The organism is Curtobacterium sp. MCLR17_055, assembly GCF_003234305.1.
GTDB lineage: Bacteria > Actinomycetota > Actinomycetes > Actinomycetales > Microbacteriaceae > Curtobacterium > Curtobacterium flaccumfaciens.
The window spans coordinates 100,169-117,765 of the sequence record NZ_QKSX01000001.1; the positions used below are offsets into that span (position 1 = coordinate 100,169).

Sequence of the window (17,597 nt, forward strand, 5' to 3'; positions counted from 1 at the left end):
CCGTCTGCAGCATGTCGAGCCTCCAGACCAGCCTGCTCATCCTCGGAGCCAGCGGCGACCTGTCCAAGCGCCTGCTCCTGCCCGGCCTCGCCACCCTGCTCCAGGTGAAGGACGACTGGGACGTCCAGCTCGTCGGGGCCGGTGTCGAGGACCTGTCCGACGCCGACTGGAAGGCGCAGGTGCGCGAGTCCTTCGAGAACGCGCAGGCGTCGAAGAACGAGGAGGACGAGGGCGCCTCGGGTGACACAGCGCTGCCGGAGCGACTGCAGGCCGTGGTCGACGCCTCGACCTACCGGAAGGCCGACGTCACCGACCCGGACGACCTGCGCGCACTGCTCGCCGCGTGCGAGCACGACCCCGCGATCTACTTCGCGCTGCCGCCGGCGGTCACCGAGAAGAGCTGCGAGCAGCTCGCCCACCTCGACCTGCCCGCCGGCACCCGCCTGGCGCTCGAGAAGCCGTTCGGCACCGACGCCGACAGTGCCTCGCACCTGAACGACCTGCTGCACTCGTTCATCCCCGAGGAGCGCATCCACCGGGTCGACCACTTCCTCGGCCGCTCCACCGTCCTCAACCTGCTCGGGCTGCGCTTCGCCAACCGCATCATCGAACCGCTGCTCTCGTCGCAGCACGTCGAGCGCGTCGACATCGTCTACGACGAGACCCTCGGGCTCGAGGGCCGGGCGCGCTACTACGACAAGGCCGGGGCGCTCACCGACATGATCCAGAGCCACCTGCTGCAGGTGATGGCCGTCGTCGCGATGGAGGCCCCCGCCTCGATCAAGGCCGACGACCTGCGCACCCAGAAGGAGCTCGTGCTGCGGGCCGTCCGACCGTGGGGCGGCGACGTCGTCACCGCGGGCAAGCGCGCCCGGTACACCGCCGGCACCGTCGGGGACCGCCAGCTGCCGTCGTACGTCGACGAGGACGGCGTGGACCCGTCGCTCGGCACCGAGACCCTCGCCCAGCTCACCCTGGAGATCGCGAACTGGCGCTGGGCCGGCGTCCCGTTCACCCTGCGGTCCGGCAAGGCGCTCGCCGCGCAGCGCCGCGAGATCGTCATCACGTTCAAGGACTCCCCGCACGTGCCCGAGGGACTCACCGGCACCGAGTTGCCCGACCGGCTGCGCATCTGGATCGCCCCGGACGAGATGCAGCTCGAGCTCAACGTCAACGGCGCCGGTGACCCGTACACGATCGACCACACCAGCCTCGAGGTGACGTTCAACCCCGGGCGCCTGAGTGCCTACGGCGAGGTGCTGGCCGGCGTGCTCGAGGGCGACGCCACGCTGTCGGTGCGCGGCGACAGCGCCGTGCAGGGCTGGAAGGTGGTCGGGCCGTTCCTCGACGCGTGGAAGGCCGACAAGACACCCCTCGACGAGTACGCCGCCGGGTCGGTCGGCCCGGACGGCTGGGACAACATCGAGGCCTGAGCCCGAGTGGCGGCGTAGCGTCGGGCGACGTGAACACCACCGACGACGTCCTGCAGACCGTTCCCGAACCCGCCGGCGCCGACATCCGTGTCGACGACGTCCCCTACGACCACGAGGGCACCGAACTGCTCGGTGTGCTCGCGAAGGACGCCGCGATCGCGGGCCGTCGTCCGGCCGTCCTCGTCGTGCACGACTGGCACGGCGTGAACGAGCACGTCGAGGCCCGGGTGACGATGCTCGCCCGGCTCGGCTACGTCGCGTTCGGCGCGGACATCTACGGCGCCGGTGTCCGCCCGGGCGACGACACGGCGGCCCAGGTCGCCGGCGGTTTCTACCAGGACCTGCCCCTGCTGCGGGCCCGCGCCACCGCCGGACTCGAGCGACTGCTCGCCGACCCGGACGTCGACCCCACCCGCGTCGTCGTGATGGGGTACTGCTTCGGTGGGTCGACCGCACTCGAGCTCGCACGGACCGGGGCCGACCTGGTCGGCGCCGTGGCGTTCCACGGTGGCCTCATCGCGCACGACCCCTCGGACGCCGCGGACATCCGGGCGAAGCTGCTCGTCCTCACCGGGGGTGCCGACCCCGTCGTGCCGGACGACGCCGTGCACGCGTGGCAGGACGAGATGCGGGCGGCTCCGGACGTCGACTGGCAGGTCGTGACGTACTCGGGCGCGATGCACGCGTTCGCCGTGCCGGGCACCGACGCCCCGGACCACGGCGCGCAGTACCAGGAGCGTGCCGACCGCCGGTCGTGGCAGGCGCTCCGGGTGTTCCTGGCCGAGGTGTTCGACGAGGAGCCCGTGGCGCTGTGACGGTGCGGCCGTCGGAGACCGTTCGCGACACGCCGAGCACCGGGGCCGGAGGGCCTCGATTGGCGCCCGGGCCGCACCTGTTGTAGAGTCTTCCACGGCCGCAAGGCCACGCGCTCGTAGCTCAATGGATAGAGCATCTGACTACGGATCAGAAGGTTGGGGGTTCGAGTCCCTTCGAGCGCACAGGCAAGCAGAACGAGGAAGGGCCCCGGTGGATTCCACCGGGGTCCTTCGTCGTTCCCCGGCAGCGGCGCGTCTTCGCAGGCGTTCCCCGGGCGACGGGGTGACGATGGTGAGTCGGTCCGTCCGACCGGAGAACGAGGTGCCCGTGCTGTCCATCGACTTCGCGACCCGTGACGCCGAGGTCGCCGCCACGGCCCTGGGGGCGCTGTACGACCGCCCGGAGATCCGTGACGTCGGCCCGCTCTTCCGGTACGAGCAGCACGTGCGCGGCGACGGCGCGATGACCGTCGAACGGCACCACTTCGGCGGATCGATGGAGACGACCGCAGAGATCGCGGACACGCTGGTGTCGGTCCAGGTGCACAGTGGCGACTTCGTCCCGCGCGGGACGGGCGGGGTGCCGAACGGGTCGTTGCACGGCCTCGGCATGGTCCACAACGACACCCTCGACGTGGACTTCAGCGTCGTCAGCCTGCCGCTGTCGGTCCTGCTGGGGGTCGGGTTGCAGCAGCAGGGCGCGGAGCGAGGGCGGCTCGTCGTCGACGGCCGGGCGCCTCGTTCGGAACTGGCGAACTACTGGGCGAGTGTCATCGGGCACGCGCACGCGGTCACGAGCGATGAGCGGGCCTTCGGGAACGACCTGGTCCGCGCCGAGGTGTTCCGCCACGTCGCCGCCGCGGCATTCCAGGTGTTCCCGGTGCACATCGAGCCGGACGCGATCGTCCCGACCTCGGCGGCCGCCGGCGGGGTTGTGCGCCGCGCCGTGCAGTACATCGACGACCACCTCACCGAACCGATCTCGGTCCCCGACATCGCCACGGCCGCCCGGGTGTCGTCCCGCGGGCTGCAGTCCGCGTTCCAGCGCGAGCTCGGGGTGAGCCCGGCAGCCTACGTCCGGCGGGTGCGGCTGGCCGAGGCGCACCTCGAGTTGCTGGTGGCCGATCCGGACGCCGGAGCGACGGTCGCGTCCATCGGGTTGCGGTGGGGGTTCAGCAACGCGACGCGGTTCTCCGCCGCCTACCGCGAGGCCTACGGGCGGTCGCCGAGCCGGGCGCTCCGCGACGAGGTCCCGCGGCAGGGCGACTGAGCGACTGAGCGACCAGGGTCAGGACCCGGGGGAGTACGGCTGGGCCGCCGCGATGACCTCGGACGCACCGGCGATGCCGAACGACGTGAAGAGCGGTGCCCACAGCGCCTTGAGCTGCGCCACGAGCTCGTCGTCGGTCAGCTGCGTCGAACCGTCCACCATGCCCAGCGTCGTGTTGAGGAGCAGCAGGACGGACGGCTGGACCGCGGCCGCGTCGACGTCCGCCGCCGCGACCCCGGCGCTGACGAGCTCGCCCCGCGTCATCTCGAACCAGTCGAAGCCGCGCGGCACCGGCACGCCGGCCTTGCCGAGTTCGTGCAGGAGCCGGACCGCGCCGCCCGCGACCGAGCCCCGGCGGACGTCCATCCCGGTGGTCAGGAGGAACACCGTCAGCCGCTCGATGCCCGGCTGCGCGGGGAGTGCGTCGAAGAGTTCACGCCAGCGCTGCTGCTGCAGTTCGATGACCGCCGTCGCCAGGTCCTTCTTCGACGGGAACAGGTGGTACCCGATCGCCGACTTCGGCTTCCCCATCGCCTCGGCGACACGGGAGAACGTGGTCGCCTCGTAGCCGAAGGCGGCGAACTGCTGCCCTGCGGCATCGATGATGGCTCGTCGAGAGGCCTCCATGGCGAGCTGCCGCTGGTTCATCTGGCGCGGTGTCCTTCCTCGCCCGGAGCTGAGCGATCAGTGAACACCACATCCTAGGGCCGCTCATGATGACGGCCCGTCCCCTGCCCGCGTCAGGCGGCGCAGAACGTGTGCCAGGCCACGTCGATCCCCTTCCGGTGCAGCGAGTCGAGTCCGACGTCGAGGTGCTTCCGCTCCGCGTCCACCAGGTGTGCGCACCGGTGGTCCTGGGCGACGGTCTGGGCCTGGCCGAGCGCGGTCACCAGGTCCGTGTCGATGGCGTCGAGCTGGGGGCGGATGGTCGTCAGGTCGGGGGCCGTCGTGGGTGCGGTCCACGGGTTGTGCGTCCAGTGGTTGATGAGGCCGCGCTGGACGACCTTGCTCGCGGCGATCTGTGCGCGGATCACCCGGGTCACCAGGACGGGGTCGACGCCCTGCTGCTCCGCCAGGGTCACCGCTTCGTCCACGACGGCCTGTTCGCGCACCGGGTCGGCGACCGGCTTGCCGCTGAGCCACTTCGACTCCGCCACCGGGTCGGCGAGCTCGAGCCGTCGGAGGATGAGCGTGCCGATGGTGTCGAGCTCCGCCGTCGACGCCGCGGGACGGGAACCGTCGTGGGAGATGGTCATCGTGGAACCCGTCGGTTCGGCGGACGTGGGCAGGGGGTCGGCGTTCGCCGCCGTGGTCGGCAGGGCGATGCCCGCCGCGAGCAGCCCGAGGGTCAGGGCCGTCGCGGCGGTCCGACGGCTGCGGTGCCGGGCGGTGGTCGGGGTGGTGGGGTGTGCGGTGTTCACGGGGTTTCCTTCCCGAACCGGCGCCGGACGCGTCGGGTCAGATCGTCGATGATCGGTTTGATGACCTCGTCGTAGAACGGGTAGACGCCGAAGTGGTCGGCGCCCTCGTCGCAGTAGCAGTCCATCGAGATCGCCTCCTCGAAGTTCGAGAAGACGTAGGTGGCACGGTGCGGGAACACGGCGTGCGGCTCGTCGTCACGCGGGGTCGTGGTGGTCACGGCGGCGCTCGATCCCGGTCGGCAGTCCGTCAGCCGGCCAGCCGAGCCGCGGGGACGCCGGGGTCGCGCCCGGAGTCCACCACCGCGTCGATCTCGGTGGACCCGTTGCCCGACCCGACCGTGCGGTTCTGGATCTGGTTGAGCGACCAGTTGCCCGGCAGTGGCTCGAGCTGGTTGCCCGCCCAGGCCGGCGACATCCCGGCGACGAACGAGAAGTGCGCGAGTCCGGCGCTGCTCACGGCGGTGCACGTGGCGCGGGAGCCGTAGACGCCCGCCTTGTACAGGTTCCCGCGGTCCCGCAGGCCGGCGGCGACGCCACGGAAGTACGGGACCACGAGCGACTCGTCCTGCGCCGCGGTCGCGTCGAAGTCGGCGGCGAAGTAGACGGTGGTCTGCTTCGGGATCCCGAGCTTCCGGGCCGCGTCGTGGGCGCGGTGGGCGTCGCGGACGCCCTGTTCCTCCGTGAACCACGAGGCAGCGAACCCGCCTTCCTCGAAGATCGGCCACAGCCCGAGCCCGGCGCTCGCCATCACACGGAGTTCCTCGGGGGTGAGGGCCTTGTCGAGCGCTCCGGAACGCTGGTGGTTCGTGAGGTACCGACCGACGCTGGTGGCACCGGACGCCCGGACGGCGGCCGCGCGGGCGTCGTCGAGGCGCACCGCGGTGTCGGCACCGGTCGTCGCACGGTCCGGGTCACCCGTGCTCGCCGCCAGGGCTGCCCAGGTGCCGGCGTCACACGTCCCGGTCTGCTCGGCGGGCGGGAACGCCTGGAACTGCTGGAACGCACGGACCACCGCGGCGTCCGCCGCCGAGTAGGCACTGCTGAACACGACGCGCTCGCCGTTCAGCACCAGGAGCGCCTTGACGAGCAGCACCCAGGCGCCGGTGGCCCCGACCCCGACGACGCTCGGGCCCGCGGCACGGAGCGCAGCAGCCGTCCCCGGGCCCCAGGCGCCGTCGACCGTGACGCCCACCGCGACCTGCACCGCGCGGATCGCCGCCGAGTACGTGCTCGTGTCGACGAGTCCGCTCGTGCTGCCGTACGCGCCGCCGGTCGCCTCGGCGTAGGTGCGGTTGAGGTACTGCTGCACCGTGCGCACCGCTCGGGACCCGCCGGAGGCGAGCCGGACCGGGTCGACGGTCAGGAGTGCGCCGTACAGGTGCGCCGACAGCGGGAGCGCGCCGGGCTCGGCACCCAGGTCGGACCGGAGCGCCTGCACGGCCGCGACGGTGGCCGCGTCGTACTCACCGGTGAGCGTGACGGTCGAGGCGCCCTTGCAGACCAGTCCGGCCTGGACCAGCCGGCGCCAGGTCGCGGCGTCGTCGCCCGTCTCGGCCCCGACGTCGCCGTGCTGCTCGAGCTTCCGACGGGTCGTCGGCCCGAACGTCGCGACGACGGGGGAGATCCCGAGCAGCGACTGGGTGGCCTGCACGATCCCGAGCACGGTGCCGCTGCCGGTCAGCCCGTCCTCGTCCACGTGCACCCATCCGTGCAGGTGCCCGAAGGTCGTGTTGAGCCAGCGCTGCACAGCGAGCACGCCCGAGTCGGCGGAGCCGGACGAGCCGGAGGAACCGGTCGACCCGGTGGAGCCGGCCGCACCGGACGGGGTGGCGGCGTCGGCCGGGGCCGCGAGCGCGGTCGTGACGAGCGGGACGGTGGCGGTGATGCCGATGAGCGCAGTTCGGCGCGAGATGTGCACGGGGGTGCCCCTTCAGTTGCCTCGAGCGTCCGCTGGCCGTTGATCGCACTGTGCGATGCTGATGGCCGCGGCATGGTCCGAGCAACTTTGTCCCTCAACTTGGGACGGTCCTGCAATTCGGCAGACGATCGTCTGATGAAGCGCTCAGTCCTCCCGTTCGGGCCGTCCGGCTCAGCGCGCGAACGCCGCCAACCGGTCCTGCAGCGCACGCTCCAGGTACGGCTCGAGCGACGACGCCCACGTCGCCGTGATGTGCGTGCTGTCCCGGTAGACCAGGACGCCCCCGACGACCGCCGGGCACGTGGTGTCGGTGCAGTAGTAGCGGCTCAGGTCGATCGAGGCTGCCCTGCCCCCGGCCGCCCGGAACGCGGCGACGGCCTCGACCGACGAGTCCGTCAGGCCGAGTGCTTCGGCGCGCGACCGGTCGCAGGCGTCCGTCGTCGGTCCGGACATCGTGCTCAGGCAGGCGACGACGTCGGGGCGGGGCACCGGGTTGTCACGGACCGCGATGACGGGCAGCTCGTCACCGGCGGCCTGCTCCCACGCGTCGACCAGGCCGTTGCGGGTGGCCTTGTCGCGGGCCGGTCCGGGCGGCAGGCTGACCGGCATCTGCGTGGTGGAGTGGGTGACGACCAGGGCGTCGGCGTCGCGGTGCTCGCGGACGTAGTCGATGGCGGCGTGCTTCCACGAGTTGCAGCCCCGCATCGACGAGGGGCTCAGTGAGTCCTGCTGCGCGGTGGTGAGGTAACACCCGCCGGCGCCGGCCAGGTCGATCCGCCAGCCGTTGTCGTCGGCGATCTTCTCGTACGCACCGAGCAGTGCGTTGCTGTGCGAGTCGCCGATGACGATGAGGTGCTTCGACCAGCCGGTGGTCTTGCCGAGGACGCAGGGCCGGAACGTGCCGCTCCAGCACTCGGCGCGGTTGTCGTCGTCGTCCTTGGCCACGGCCGGAGCGGGCACACGGACGTCGGCGAGCTCGGGGTCGACGCAGGGGTCCGCGAACCCGATGCGCGCGGCGGCACCGAAGCAGGACTCGTCGTCGTCCTCCTGCTCCGCGGTGACCTGCTTCGTGACCGTGGTCGCGTTGACCTCCTGCACGTAGACGGCGGTCAGGGTGGCTGCCCCGAGCGTCACGACGGTGAAGCTGCAGATGACGGCGAGCGAGACGACGCCCCGGGGCTGCAGGTCCCGCAGCCACGTCGAGAACCGGACCGGTTCCTCGAACCAGATCGTCGTCACGGTGGCCAGACCGATCGCGACGAGCAGCACCGCCGAGCTCGTCGCCCAGTCGAGCGGACGGCCGAGCATGATCGGCAGGATGACGACGAGGGGCCAGTGCCAGAGGTAGAGCGCGTACGAGATCCGACCGAAGAAGGCGACGGGCCGCAGCGCACCGACGTCCTCGAACTCGGTCCCCGCACCGAACAGCAGCACCAGTGCCGCACCGGCGACCGGCAGCAGCGCCGCGATCCCGGGGAACGCCGTCTCCGGGGTGATCACGACGAGGGACAGTGCGAGGGCCACGACGCCGATGCCGGTGGCGACCAGGCGGACCCGTCGGGCGACCTCGGTGCGGACCTCGGGCAGGTGCACGGTGGCGACGAGACCGCCGAGTGCGAACTCCCACGCGCGGGTGCCGGTGGAGAAGTAGGCGACGCCGGGGTCGGTGGCGGTCTGCACGATGCTCCACACGAGGGACAGCACGACGACGCTGCCGAGCAGCAGCCGCGCGGTCACCAGCGGCGTGAAGCGCCGGCGTGCGAGTGCCCCGACGCCGAGCAGCAGGAGTGGCAGGAGGATGTAGAACTGCTCCTCGACCGACAGCGACCAGAAGTGCTGGAACGGTGAGGGGGCGTCGGCCGACGCCAGGTAGTCGACGGCGTTCGCCGCGAGCTCCCAGTTCTGCAGGTACACCGTCGAGGCGATCAGCTCACGCCCGTACTGCCCCCACAGCGCGCTCGGCACGGCGACGAGCACCGCGATGCCCGTGACGACGATGGTGAGGAACGCGGCCGGCAGCAGGCGTTTGGCCCGGCGCGACCAGAACCGTCCGAGCCGGATCGTGCCCGTCGCGAGCTGTTCCCGCAGCAGCAGCCCGGTGATCAGGAAGCCGGAGATCACGAAGAAGACGTCGACGCCGACGAACCCGCCGTGCAGGGCGCCCGGCCACAGGTGGTAGACGACGACCGCGAGGACGGCGAACGCGCGGAGGCCCTGGATGTCCCACCGCGTGGTGTCGCGCGCTCGGTGCGCGGGGCCCCGCTCGCCCGGCGTTGCTGTACTCACTGCGTCGATCCTAGGAGACGTGGACGGCTCCGCCGGGCGTTCTCGGCGCGGACGCTACGATCCTTCTCCAGAGGGGGGCCGATGGATCTGCGCTGGTTGACCGCGTCCGACGACGAGTTCGCGGCGGAGACGGCGCGACGACCGGGGATGCGCCGCCCGCGACAGGCTCCGCGGTGGTGGAACGCGCTGCTCCTGGCGATCGAGGTCCCGCTCGCGTGGCTCGCGTCCGCGCTCGTGGTCTGGGGCACCGGGCTCGTCCACAACGGTGCGGGTGTCGGCGACGTCGTCCACTGGGTGGCCTGGTTCGTGGTGCTCGTCGCCGGTGTGGTCGGGCTCGTCGTGCTCCTGGTCCGGGGCGAACGACCTCGGACCCTGCGTCCGGACGAGGTTCGGGCGGTGCTGACGGGGGAGGCCAGTGGGTACCCGGCGCGTCCGGTCCGTCCGAAGCCGCTCGACTCGATGATCACCCCGCGCTACTCCGGCATCCGCGTCCACCCCCGGTTCGGCGCCGCCCCCGTGCACGTCGACGGCGTCCCGGACGTCGAGTTCGGCTGCGTCCTGCGGCGCTGGATGGTCTCGCGGGACTGGACGTACCTGACCGTCCGGCTGCCCGGCACGTTGCCGCACCTGCTCCTCGACGCCACGGCGAACGACGGTCGTCGCAGCGACCTGCCGGTGGTGCTCCGCCACCGGCAGCGGATGTCCCTGGAGGGCGACTTCGACCGGCACTTCCGGGTGTGGGCGCCGGAGGACTACGGCCGGGACGCGCTGTACGTCCTCACCCCTGACGTGATGGCGGCGCTCGTCGACCACGCGGCCGGCTGGAACGTCGAGATGGTCGACGACCGGCTGGTCTTCTCGGCGCCGGGGACCGCGGACTGGTCGCGCCCTGCGCCGTGGATGCAGGTCGAGGCAGTCCTGGGCGAGGTCGTGCCCCGTGTCGTGCGCGCCGCCTCCCGGTACCAGGACGACCGCTCGCTGCTCGAGGACGGGCACGCCGACGCGATCGCCGCCGCGGGGCGTCGCCTGGTGCTCCGCGACCGGCGGAAGAGCCGTCTGCGAGCGACGTGGGCGGGGGCCGTGTGGATGGGCGTCGTCTGCGTGTCCTACAGCGGACCGTTGGCCGTCGCGGTGGTCGGTTCGCTCTCGGTCCTCGACCACTGACCGTCGGCGCACGCCTGCGACGTGGCCCCGGTACGGACGGGAGGCCCGTGGCGGTGTCGCCACGGACCTCCCGTTTCTCAGGTGGTGCGTCGACTACGCGACGGTCGCGCGCGCCTCGGCCAGCGACGGGTAGTCGGTGTAGCCCTCGGCGGTCGCGCCGTAGAAGAGCTCCGGACGCGGCTCGTTGAGCTCGGCGTCGTGCTCCCAGCGGTGCGCGAGGTCCGGGTTGGCGATCGCGGCGCGGCCCACGGCGACGGCGTCGGCGTGGTCGCCGTCGACGATCGCGATGGCCTCGTCGCGGGTGGTGAGCGACGAGAAGCCCGAGTTCACGATGAACGGCGCGCCCGCGGTACGGCGGACGTGCTGCACCAGGTCGCCGGTCGGCTCGGCGTGCAGGACGTCGACGAAGGCGAGGCCGAGCGGCGCGAGGCCCTCGGCGACGGCGGTGTAGGTGGCGCGCACGTCGTCGGCGTCGTCCTCGATGACGCCCTGGATCCCGTGCTCGGGCGACAGGCGGATGCCGGTGCGGTCGGCGCCGATGGCCTCGGCGATGGCCGTGGTGACCTCGATCGCGAAGCGTGCGCGGTTCTCGGGGGAGCCGCCGTACTGGTCGGTGCGGGTGTTCGACACCGGCGACATGAACTCGTGCACCAGGTAGCCGTTGGCGCCGTGGACCTCGACCCCGTCGAGTCCGGCGGCGATCGCGTTGCGGGCGGCCTGCACGAAGCCCTGCACGGCCTCCTGCACCTCGGCGGTGGTCAGCTCGTGCGGGACGGGCATGTCGGCCTTCGAGCCGTCGGCCAGGTGCGTCTGCCCGGGGGCGGCGATGGCGGACGGGGCGACGATGCGCGGGGTCTGCGAGATGTCGGTGTGCGAGACGCGGCCGCCGTGCATGAGCTGCATGACGATCGTGCCGCCGGCGGCGTGCACGGCGTCGGTCACGCGGCGCCAGCCGGCGATCTGGTCGTCGGTCTCGATGCCGGGCTGCCCGGGGTACGAGCGGCCCTCCTGCACGGGCCAGGTGCCCTCGGTGATGATCATGCCGAGGCCGGCGCGCTGCCGGTAGTGCTCGACGAGCAGGTCGTTCGGGACGCCGTGCTCGCCGGCGCGGGTGCGCGTGAGCGGGGCCATGACGACGCGGTTCGACAGGGACAGGGCGCCGATGGAGGCGGGTTCGAAGAGCTTCACGTCAAGGCGAACGACGAGTTGTCCCATGCAATTCCACCTCGGAGCACTTCTTCAGTCAGCGCGGTCAGTCGCGCGGGCACACCAGCGTCGACGAGCGCACCTGGCCCTCGGGCCGGATCACCTGGTGCTGGGAGAGGGGCTTGCCGCACAGGGGGCAGCCCCGGTCGATCGTCCGGTCGTCGATGCCCTCGGGGCGACCGGCGCCGATCTGCGAGGGGCCCATCTTGTTGATGAGCGTCGTGTTCCACCGTTCGTACCACTGGCCGAAGCGTCCCACGGTGCATCCTTTCGTTCGTGCACGAACCATTATGGCACTGATGGCCGCGGATCACACCTGGTCGACGCGCTCCAGCAGCTCGGTCAGCTCGTCCTTCAGGGACTCGAGCCGGGCGAGTGGCCACCCGAGCCGGTCGGCGACGGCGAGCGGGACCGCCTCGGCTCGGTCGCGCAGGGCGTGCCCGGCGGTCGTCAGGGACACCTCGAGCTGTCGTTCGTCGGCGGCGCTGCGGGTGCGGCGGACGTAGCCGGAGGCCTCCAGTCGCTTGAGCAGCGGGCTCAGCGTGGCGGAGTCGAGTCGCAGTTCGCCGGCGATCTCGCGCACCGACCGCGGGTCCCGCTCCCACAGGGCGAGCATGACGAGGTACTGCGGGTGGGTCAGGCCCATCGGCTCGAGCAGGTCGCGGTACAGCCCGATGACACTGCGGCTCGTTGCCGCGAGTGCGAAGCAGAGCTGCCGGTCGAGCGCGAGCGGGTCCGGTGCGGTCTGGGTCATGCCCTCAGGGTACTTCGTTCGTGCACGAAGTGGTGTGGTCGCGACCCGGGGCGGTGGGCGCAACGGCCTGGAGGCCCGGTGCCGGTCTCGTGGACCGGCACCGGGCCTCCAGGGTGGTGGCGCTGGCGCGTCGACTACGCGCGGTGCGCGGGCGGGTGGCCCGAGTCGTGCGCGTTCGCGTCCGGCTCCACGGGGAGCGCGTGGGTGCCGGTGTGCGTGTCCTCGTGGCCGGCGACCGGGTGGGTGCGCTCGAGCTTCGCGCCCTCCACGTCGACGTCCGGCACGATGCGGTCGAGCCACTTCGGGAACCACCAGGCGCTCTTGCCGAGCAGGTGCATCGCCGACGGGATGAGCAGCATGCGGACGACGAAGGCGTCGATCAGCACACCGAACGCCAGCCCGAAGCCGATCGGCTTGATGGTGGACGAGTCCGAGAAGATGAAGCCCGCGAACACGGAGATCATGATGATCGCCGCCGCCGTGACCACCGCGCGACCCGCGTGCAGACCGCGCTGGACGGCCACCTTCGCGCTCGCGCCGTGGGCGTAGGCCTCACGCATGCCGGACACCAGGAACAGCTGGTAGTCCATCGCCAGACCGAACAGGATGCCGATCTCGATGATGGGCAGGAAGCTCAGGATCGGTGCCGGGTCGTGCACACCGAAGACCGAGCCGAGCCAGCCGAACTGGTAGATCGCGGTCAGACCACCGAACGACGCCAGCACGGACAGGATGAACCCGGCGGTGGCGGTGATCGGCACGAGGAACGACCGGAACACGATGATCAGGATGATCAGCGACAGCCCGACGACCACCACGAGGTAGAGCGGCAGCACGTTCGAGAGCTTCTCGGACACGTCGATGTTCGCCGACGCGTTGCCGGCGACGCCGAGGGTGACCTTGCCGTCGTCGGTGGAGACGGTCTGCTCGCGCAGGTCCTTCACGACGTTCTCGGTGGAGACGCTGTCCGGGCCACCGGCGGGCTTCACCTGGAACGCGACGATGTCACGGTCCTTCGAGGCGCCGATTGGCAGCACGGCCTCCACGTCGTCGTTCTTCGCGATGGCCTGGCCGATGGTGACCTCGGTCGCGGTGACGTCGCTCTTGCTGATCGACTCCGGCAGGGTCGCCACGACGAGCAGCGGGCCGTTCTGCCCGGCGCCGAACTCCTTCTCGAGCGTCTTGTAGGCCTTGTACTGGCTCGACTCGACCGCCTCGGACGAACCGCTCGGCAGGCCGAGGCGCATCTGGGTCGCGGGCAGGGCGATGGTGCCGAGCACCGCGACGCCGAGGACGAGCGTGATGACCGCGCGCCAGCTCGACATCGGCTTGTTCGGGATCCGCGTGGAGTCGGTGTTGCCGATCTTCGCGCGCTCCTTCTTCCGCAGGATCCGCATGCCGATGAGCGACAGCAGGGCCGGGGTGAACGAGGTCGCGATGAGGATCGCGAAGAGCACCGCGACCGCACCGACCGTGCCCATCAGGCCGAGGAACGGGATGCCGGTGATGTTCAGCGCGAGCAGCGCGACGATGACCGTCGCACCGGCGAACACCACGGCGTTGCCCGAGGTGCCGTTCGCGAGCCCGATCGACTCGTGCACCTGCATGCCCTGCTTCAGCTGGGTCCGGTGCCGGTTCAGGATGAACAGCGAGTAGTCGATGCCGACCGCCAGGCCCAGCATCACCCCCAGCACCGGCGTGACCGAGATGAACTCGACGACGCTCGAGAACGACAGGGCGGTGAGCGAGGCGACGCCGACGCCGAGCACGGCGCTGACGAGCGGGACCGCGGCGCCGATGACCGTGCGGAGCATCAGGAGCAGCACGATCGCGGCGATGATGACACCGCCGATCTCACCCGGGCCGAGGATCGACGGCACACCCTGTGCGATGTCGTTCGAGACGTACACGTTGACGCCCTGGATGTCGGCCGACTCGGCGTCGTCCGCGATGGCGGTCTTCGTGTCCGCGGGGACCTCGTAGGTCGACTTCGTGAACTGCACGGTGCCGATCGCGGCGCTGCCGTTGTCCGACACGAAGCGGATGTCCTTCGACAGGTCGAGCAGGTCCGAGCCCTGTTCGAGCTCCTGCTCGTTGTCGTCGAGCTTCTGCTTGTTCGTGTCGATCGTCTTCTGGGCGTCGGCGATCTGCTGCTCACCGGCGTCGATCTGGGCCTGCTGGGCGTCGATCTGCGCCTGCGCCTGCTGGAGCTGGGCGGCCGCTGCCTGCGCCTGTGCGGCGGGGACGGCTGCGCCACCGGCTGCCTGCGCCTGGGCCTTCTGCGCGTCGAGCTGCGCCTGGGCGTCCTCGATCTTCTGCTTGCCGGACTCGAGCTGCGCCTTCTGGGCGTCGAGCTGGTCCTGGCCGGTCTCGATCTTCGCGCGACCGGACTCGATCTGGTCACGGCCGTCGACGATCTTCTGCCGCTGGTCGTCGAGCTGGTCCTGGGTGGCGAAGCCGCTCGTCGTGCCCTTGACGCCGTCGAGCTTCTCGAGGCTGGTCAGGAAGTCGTCGATCTCGGACTGCTGCGACGACGAGAACGCCTTGCCGTCCTTCGTCTCGAAGACGATCGTGCCGTTGCCGCCGTTCGCCGACGGGAACTTGTCGGCGAGCTGGTCCTGCACCTGACTGGTCTTGGTGTTCGGGATCGTGATCGACGACGAGATGGTGCCGGCGAAGAGCGTGTACGTGACGCCCGCCACGGCCATGATCACGACCCAGGTGATGATCACGAGCCAGTGGCGTCGTGCGGAGAACCGTCCGAGACGGTAGAGGAGACCGGCCATGCGGTTGCCTGCGGTCCTTTCGTGTCAGGTGCTGGTGGTGCGGGGTGCGCCGGTGGACCCCTGGGGGATGAGGAGGTGGAGCGGTGTCAGCCGTCGGCCATGTAGCCGCTGCGGACGCTGTGCACGAGTCGTGCGAGCAGGTCGTCCCACGCGTCGAGCGCCGGTCGGTCGAGCTCGGGGCCGGACGTCGCCAGCCAGTGCTCCGCGATGACGACGATGCCGCTCATGAGCGACTCGACGAGCAGTGCGGCGTCCAGGGGGTCGGCGGCCGGGTAGCGCCGGGCGACCTCGTGCCGGAGTCGTTCGGTCACCCGCGAGAACGCCGTCTGGGTCAGGACCGCGGCCTTCGGGTCGTCCTTGCCGGGGTCGCCGAGGATCCGGTACATGCTGGCGATCGCGGGAGCCAGGTCGGCACCGCGGGCGGCGGACTCGAGCTCGTCGAACATCGAGGCCCGGCTGCCGTCGCCCACCGGGGTCCGGGCCATGTCGGCGAGGAACCGGTCGATGATGACGGACAGCTCCTGCTCGCACACGGCCAGCAGGACCTCGTCGAGCGAGGCGAAGTGGTTGAACACGGTGCGCCGGGCGATGTCGGCCCGGGCGGCGAGGTCGTCCACGCTGAAGTCGCGGCCGCCACGCTCGTCGATCAGGTCGCGAGCGGCCTGCAGGATCGCCGCACGGTGCTTCGCCTTGAGGGCAGCACGGCGGTCGGTCGCGATGGTCACGAGATGGAACACTAGGTGCATCGATGCACTCGGTGCAACGAGGTTGAGTGCATCCCCAGGTTCGTCCCCCGGCGCAGAACGTCTGTGCTGCACCACTGTTCAGTCGGAGGTGCCGGGTGCCAGACTGGCGGGACGAACCGCTGCGTCACCGCCCGCGGATCCGCCACCGTACGAAGGAGTACCGATGCCCGTCCGCCTGTCCCCGGAGACCCTCGACGAGATCGCCGCGAGCGGTGTCGCCGTGCCCACCTACGACCGCGACGGCATCACCGCCGGCATCGTCCACTTCGGCGTCGGCGGGTTCCACCGCGCGCACCAGGCGATGGTGATCGACCGGCTCCTGCAGCGAGGCGAGGCCCGCGAGTACGGCATCTGCGGCGTCGGCGTCCTCGAGCAGGACCGTCGGATGGCGACCGCGATGGCCGAGCAGGGCGGCCTGTACACGCTCGTCCTCAAGCACCCGGACGGCACCCGTGAGTCACGCGTCGTCGGCAGCATCGTCGAGTACCTGCTCGCCGTCGACGACCCGGACGCGGTCGTCGAGAAGATGGCGCACCCGGACACCAGGATCGTCAGCCTGACCATCACCGAGGGCGGCTACAACTTCGACCACGTCACCGGCGAGTTCGTCGCCGACGAGCCCGGCGTCGCGGCCGACCTGCGCGGCGACGGCCCGCCCCGCACGGTGTTCGGCCTGGTGGTCGCGGCACTGCGCCGCCGACGGGACCGCGGCCTCGACCCGTTCACCGTGATGTCCTGCGACAACATCCAGGGCAACGGGCACGTCGCACGGTCGATGTTCACCGCCTACGCCCGGCTGCAGGACCCGGACTTCGCCGACTGGATGGACGAGCACGTGGCGTTTCCGAACTCGATGGTCGACCGCATCACCCCGGTCACCGCCGACGAGGACCGCGCCTGGGTCCGCGACGAGCTCGGCATCGACGACGCCTGGCCCGTCGTCGCCGAACCGTTCTTCCAGTGGGTGCTCGAGGACGCCCACCCCGCCGGCCGCCCACCCTACGAGGACGCCGACGTCCAGCTCGTCGACGACGTCGAGCCGTACGAACTCATGAAGCTCCGACTCCTCAACGCCAGCCACCAGGGGCTCTGCTACTTCGGCTACCTGTCCGGGTACCGCTACGCGCACGAGGCCACGCAGGACCCGGCGATCGCGACCTTCCTGCGCCGCTACATGGACGAAGAGGGCACGCCGACACTGCACCCGGTGCCCGGCATCGACCTGGAGGACTACAAGTCGACCCTGATCGAGCGCTTCCAGAACCCCGAGGTGCGCGACACCCTCGCCCGGCTCTGCGCCGAGTCGAGCGACCGGATCCCGAAGTGGCTGCTCCCCGTCGTGCGCGAGAACCTGGCGGCCGGCCGACCCGTCGCGCTGTCCGCCGGCATCGTCGCGTCGTGGGCCCGCTACGACGAGGGCACCGACGAGTCCGGTGAGCCCATCGAGATCGTCGACCGGCTCGCCGAGCCCCTGCACCGCATCGCCCTGACCCAGCGCGACGACCGCCTCGCCTTCATCGCGAACCGCCAGGTCTTCGGCGACCTGGTCGACGACGAACGGTTCGTCGCGGCGTACCGCGACGCTCTGGACGGGCTCATCGCGGACGGCGCGCACGCCACCGTGGAGCGCCTGTCACGGTCCTGAGACGCGACCGACCGACCGACGGGAGGCCCGTGGCGGCGCCGCCACGGGCCTCCCGTCCGCCTGCTGCCCGCGTGACGGGCGCGGGACGGCGGTTCGTCTCCGCACGATGACGGTTCCGGTTCGCGAACCCCGAGGATCATGAACCAGAACCGT

15 protein-coding genes and 1 tRNA gene are annotated in these 17,597 nt (G+C 71.2%); 6 read left to right on the top strand and 10 right to left on the bottom strand.

Features of this window, described 5'->3' with window-relative positions:
• The first annotated feature begins 11 nt into the window (after positions 1-11).
• The 4 genes from DEJ09_RS00435 to DEJ09_RS00450 all read left to right on the top strand — a co-directional run bounded on the left by DEJ09_RS00435 (position 12) and on the right by DEJ09_RS00450 (position 3,518).
• On the top strand, positions 12-1,433 hold the full coding sequence (locus DEJ09_RS00435; protein WP_111087298.1) for a glucose-6-phosphate dehydrogenase: 1,422 nt from the start codon (positions 12-14) through the stop codon (positions 1,431-1,433).
• A gap of 29 nt (positions 1,434-1,462) precedes the next feature.
• Positions 1,463-2,248 carry a dienelactone hydrolase family protein gene (locus tag DEJ09_RS00440; RefSeq protein ID WP_111087299.1) on the top strand — a complete coding sequence of 262 codons (786 nt, stop codon included), beginning with the start codon at positions 1,463-1,465 and terminating at the stop codon, positions 2,246-2,248.
• Between the two features lie 110 nt (positions 2,249-2,358).
• Positions 2,359-2,431, top strand: a tRNA-Arg gene (locus DEJ09_RS00445).
• A 106-nt stretch (positions 2,432-2,537) separates the two neighbouring features.
• Positions 2,538-3,518, top strand: a complete 981-nt coding sequence (locus tag DEJ09_RS00450; protein WP_146245641.1) for an AraC family transcriptional regulator — start codon at positions 2,538-2,540, stop codon at positions 3,516-3,518.
• A gap of 18 nt (positions 3,519-3,536) precedes the next feature.
• On the opposite strand, the gene DEJ09_RS00455 is transcribed toward DEJ09_RS00450, so the two are convergent.
• The 5 genes from DEJ09_RS00455 to DEJ09_RS00475 form a co-directional block, all read right to left on the bottom strand.
• Positions 3,537-4,166 (bottom strand): TetR/AcrR family transcriptional regulator, encoded by a 630-nt coding sequence (locus tag DEJ09_RS00455; RefSeq protein ID WP_111087301.1) that lies wholly within the window; start codon positions 4,164-4,166, stop codon positions 3,537-3,539.
• Positions 4,167-4,258: 92 nt separating this feature from the next.
• Positions 4,259-4,939: a gamma subclass chorismate mutase AroQ gene (aroQ, locus tag DEJ09_RS00460; protein ID WP_258373739.1), complete on the bottom strand. Its 681-nt coding sequence runs from the start codon at positions 4,937-4,939 to the stop codon at positions 4,259-4,261.
• Positions 4,936-5,157: a hypothetical protein gene (locus DEJ09_RS00465; RefSeq protein ID WP_071406470.1), complete on the bottom strand. Its 222-nt coding sequence runs from the start codon at positions 5,155-5,157 to the stop codon at positions 4,936-4,938. The genes aroQ and DEJ09_RS00465 overlap by 4 nt, the downstream gene beginning before the upstream one ends.
• Before the next feature lie 29 nt (positions 5,158-5,186).
• Positions 5,187-6,857 carry a glycoside hydrolase domain-containing protein gene (locus DEJ09_RS00470; RefSeq protein ID WP_111087302.1) on the bottom strand — a complete coding sequence of 557 codons (1,671 nt, stop codon included), beginning with the start codon at positions 6,855-6,857 and terminating at the stop codon, positions 5,187-5,189.
• Positions 6,858-7,028: 171 nt separating this feature from the next.
• Positions 7,029-9,143 carry an acyltransferase family protein gene (locus DEJ09_RS00475; RefSeq protein WP_146245642.1) on the bottom strand — a complete coding sequence of 705 codons (2,115 nt, stop codon included), beginning with the start codon at positions 9,141-9,143 and terminating at the stop codon, positions 7,029-7,031.
• An 81-nt stretch (positions 9,144-9,224) separates the two neighbouring features.
• Between DEJ09_RS00475 and DEJ09_RS00480 the strand changes: the two genes are divergently transcribed.
• Complete coding sequence (locus tag DEJ09_RS00480; protein ID WP_111087304.1) at positions 9,225-10,307, top strand: hypothetical protein; 1,083 nt, start codon at positions 9,225-9,227, stop codon at positions 10,305-10,307.
• A 93-nt stretch (positions 10,308-10,400) separates the two neighbouring features.
• On the opposite strand, the gene DEJ09_RS00485 is transcribed toward DEJ09_RS00480, so the two are convergent.
• From DEJ09_RS00485 to DEJ09_RS00505, 5 genes are all read right to left on the bottom strand, one after another.
• Positions 10,401-11,522: an alkene reductase gene (locus tag DEJ09_RS00485; RefSeq protein ID WP_111087305.1), complete on the bottom strand. Its 1,122-nt coding sequence runs from the start codon at positions 11,520-11,522 to the stop codon at positions 10,401-10,403.
• Between the two features lie 37 nt (positions 11,523-11,559).
• Positions 11,560-11,772, bottom strand: coding sequence for a hypothetical protein (locus tag DEJ09_RS00490; protein ID WP_027466129.1), 213 nt, complete (start codon positions 11,770-11,772; stop codon positions 11,560-11,562).
• Positions 11,773-11,823: 51 nt separating this feature from the next.
• The gene (locus DEJ09_RS00495; RefSeq protein WP_071406464.1) at positions 11,824-12,267 is read right to left on the bottom strand and encodes a MarR family winged helix-turn-helix transcriptional regulator; all 444 of its coding nucleotides are present in this window, start codon (positions 12,265-12,267) and stop codon (positions 11,824-11,826) included.
• A 134-nt stretch (positions 12,268-12,401) separates the two neighbouring features.
• Positions 12,402-15,053, bottom strand: a complete 2,652-nt coding sequence (locus DEJ09_RS00500; RefSeq protein ID WP_111087306.1) for an MMPL family transporter — start codon at positions 15,051-15,053, stop codon at positions 12,402-12,404.
• A gap of 86 nt (positions 15,054-15,139) precedes the next feature.
• Positions 15,140-15,778: a TetR/AcrR family transcriptional regulator gene (locus DEJ09_RS00505; protein ID WP_181433214.1), complete on the bottom strand. Its 639-nt coding sequence runs from the start codon at positions 15,776-15,778 to the stop codon at positions 15,140-15,142.
• Between the two features lie 184 nt (positions 15,779-15,962).
• On the opposite strand from DEJ09_RS00505, the gene DEJ09_RS00510 reads away from it, so the two are divergent.
• A complete protein-coding gene (locus DEJ09_RS00510) occupies positions 15,963-17,444 on the top strand; it encodes a mannitol dehydrogenase family protein (protein ID WP_111087308.1) in 1,482 nt (493 codons plus the stop codon).
• Positions 17,445-17,597: the final 153 nt, after the last annotated feature.

What these genes read in the sequence shown, in the direction of transcription:
- DEJ09_RS00435 (WP_111087298.1), top strand. Translation starts at nt 12, where the DNA reads ATGTCGAGCCTCCAGACCAGCCTGCTCATCCTCGGAGCCAGCGGCGAC.
- DEJ09_RS00450 (WP_146245641.1), top strand. Translation starts at nt 2,538, where the DNA reads ATGGTGAGTCGGTCCGTCCGACCGGAGAACGAGGTGCCCGTGCTGTCC.
- DEJ09_RS00455 (WP_111087301.1), bottom strand. Translation starts at nt 4,166, where the DNA reads ATGAACCAGCGGCAGCTCGCCATGGAGGCCTCTCGACGAGCCATCATC.
- DEJ09_RS00480 (WP_111087304.1), top strand. Translation starts at nt 9,225, where the DNA reads ATGGATCTGCGCTGGTTGACCGCGTCCGACGACGAGTTCGCGGCGGAG.
- DEJ09_RS00485 (WP_111087305.1), bottom strand. Translation starts at nt 11,522, where the DNA reads ATGGGACAACTCGTCGTTCGCCTTGACGTGAAGCTCTTCGAACCCGCC.
- DEJ09_RS00495 (WP_071406464.1), bottom strand. Translation starts at nt 12,267, where the DNA reads ATGACCCAGACCGCACCGGACCCGCTCGCGCTCGACCGGCAGCTCTGC.
- DEJ09_RS00500 (WP_111087306.1), bottom strand. Translation starts at nt 15,053, where the DNA reads ATGGCCGGTCTCCTCTACCGTCTCGGACGGTTCTCCGCACGACGCCAC.
- DEJ09_RS00510 (WP_111087308.1), top strand. Translation starts at nt 15,963, where the DNA reads ATGCCCGTCCGCCTGTCCCCGGAGACCCTCGACGAGATCGCCGCGAGC.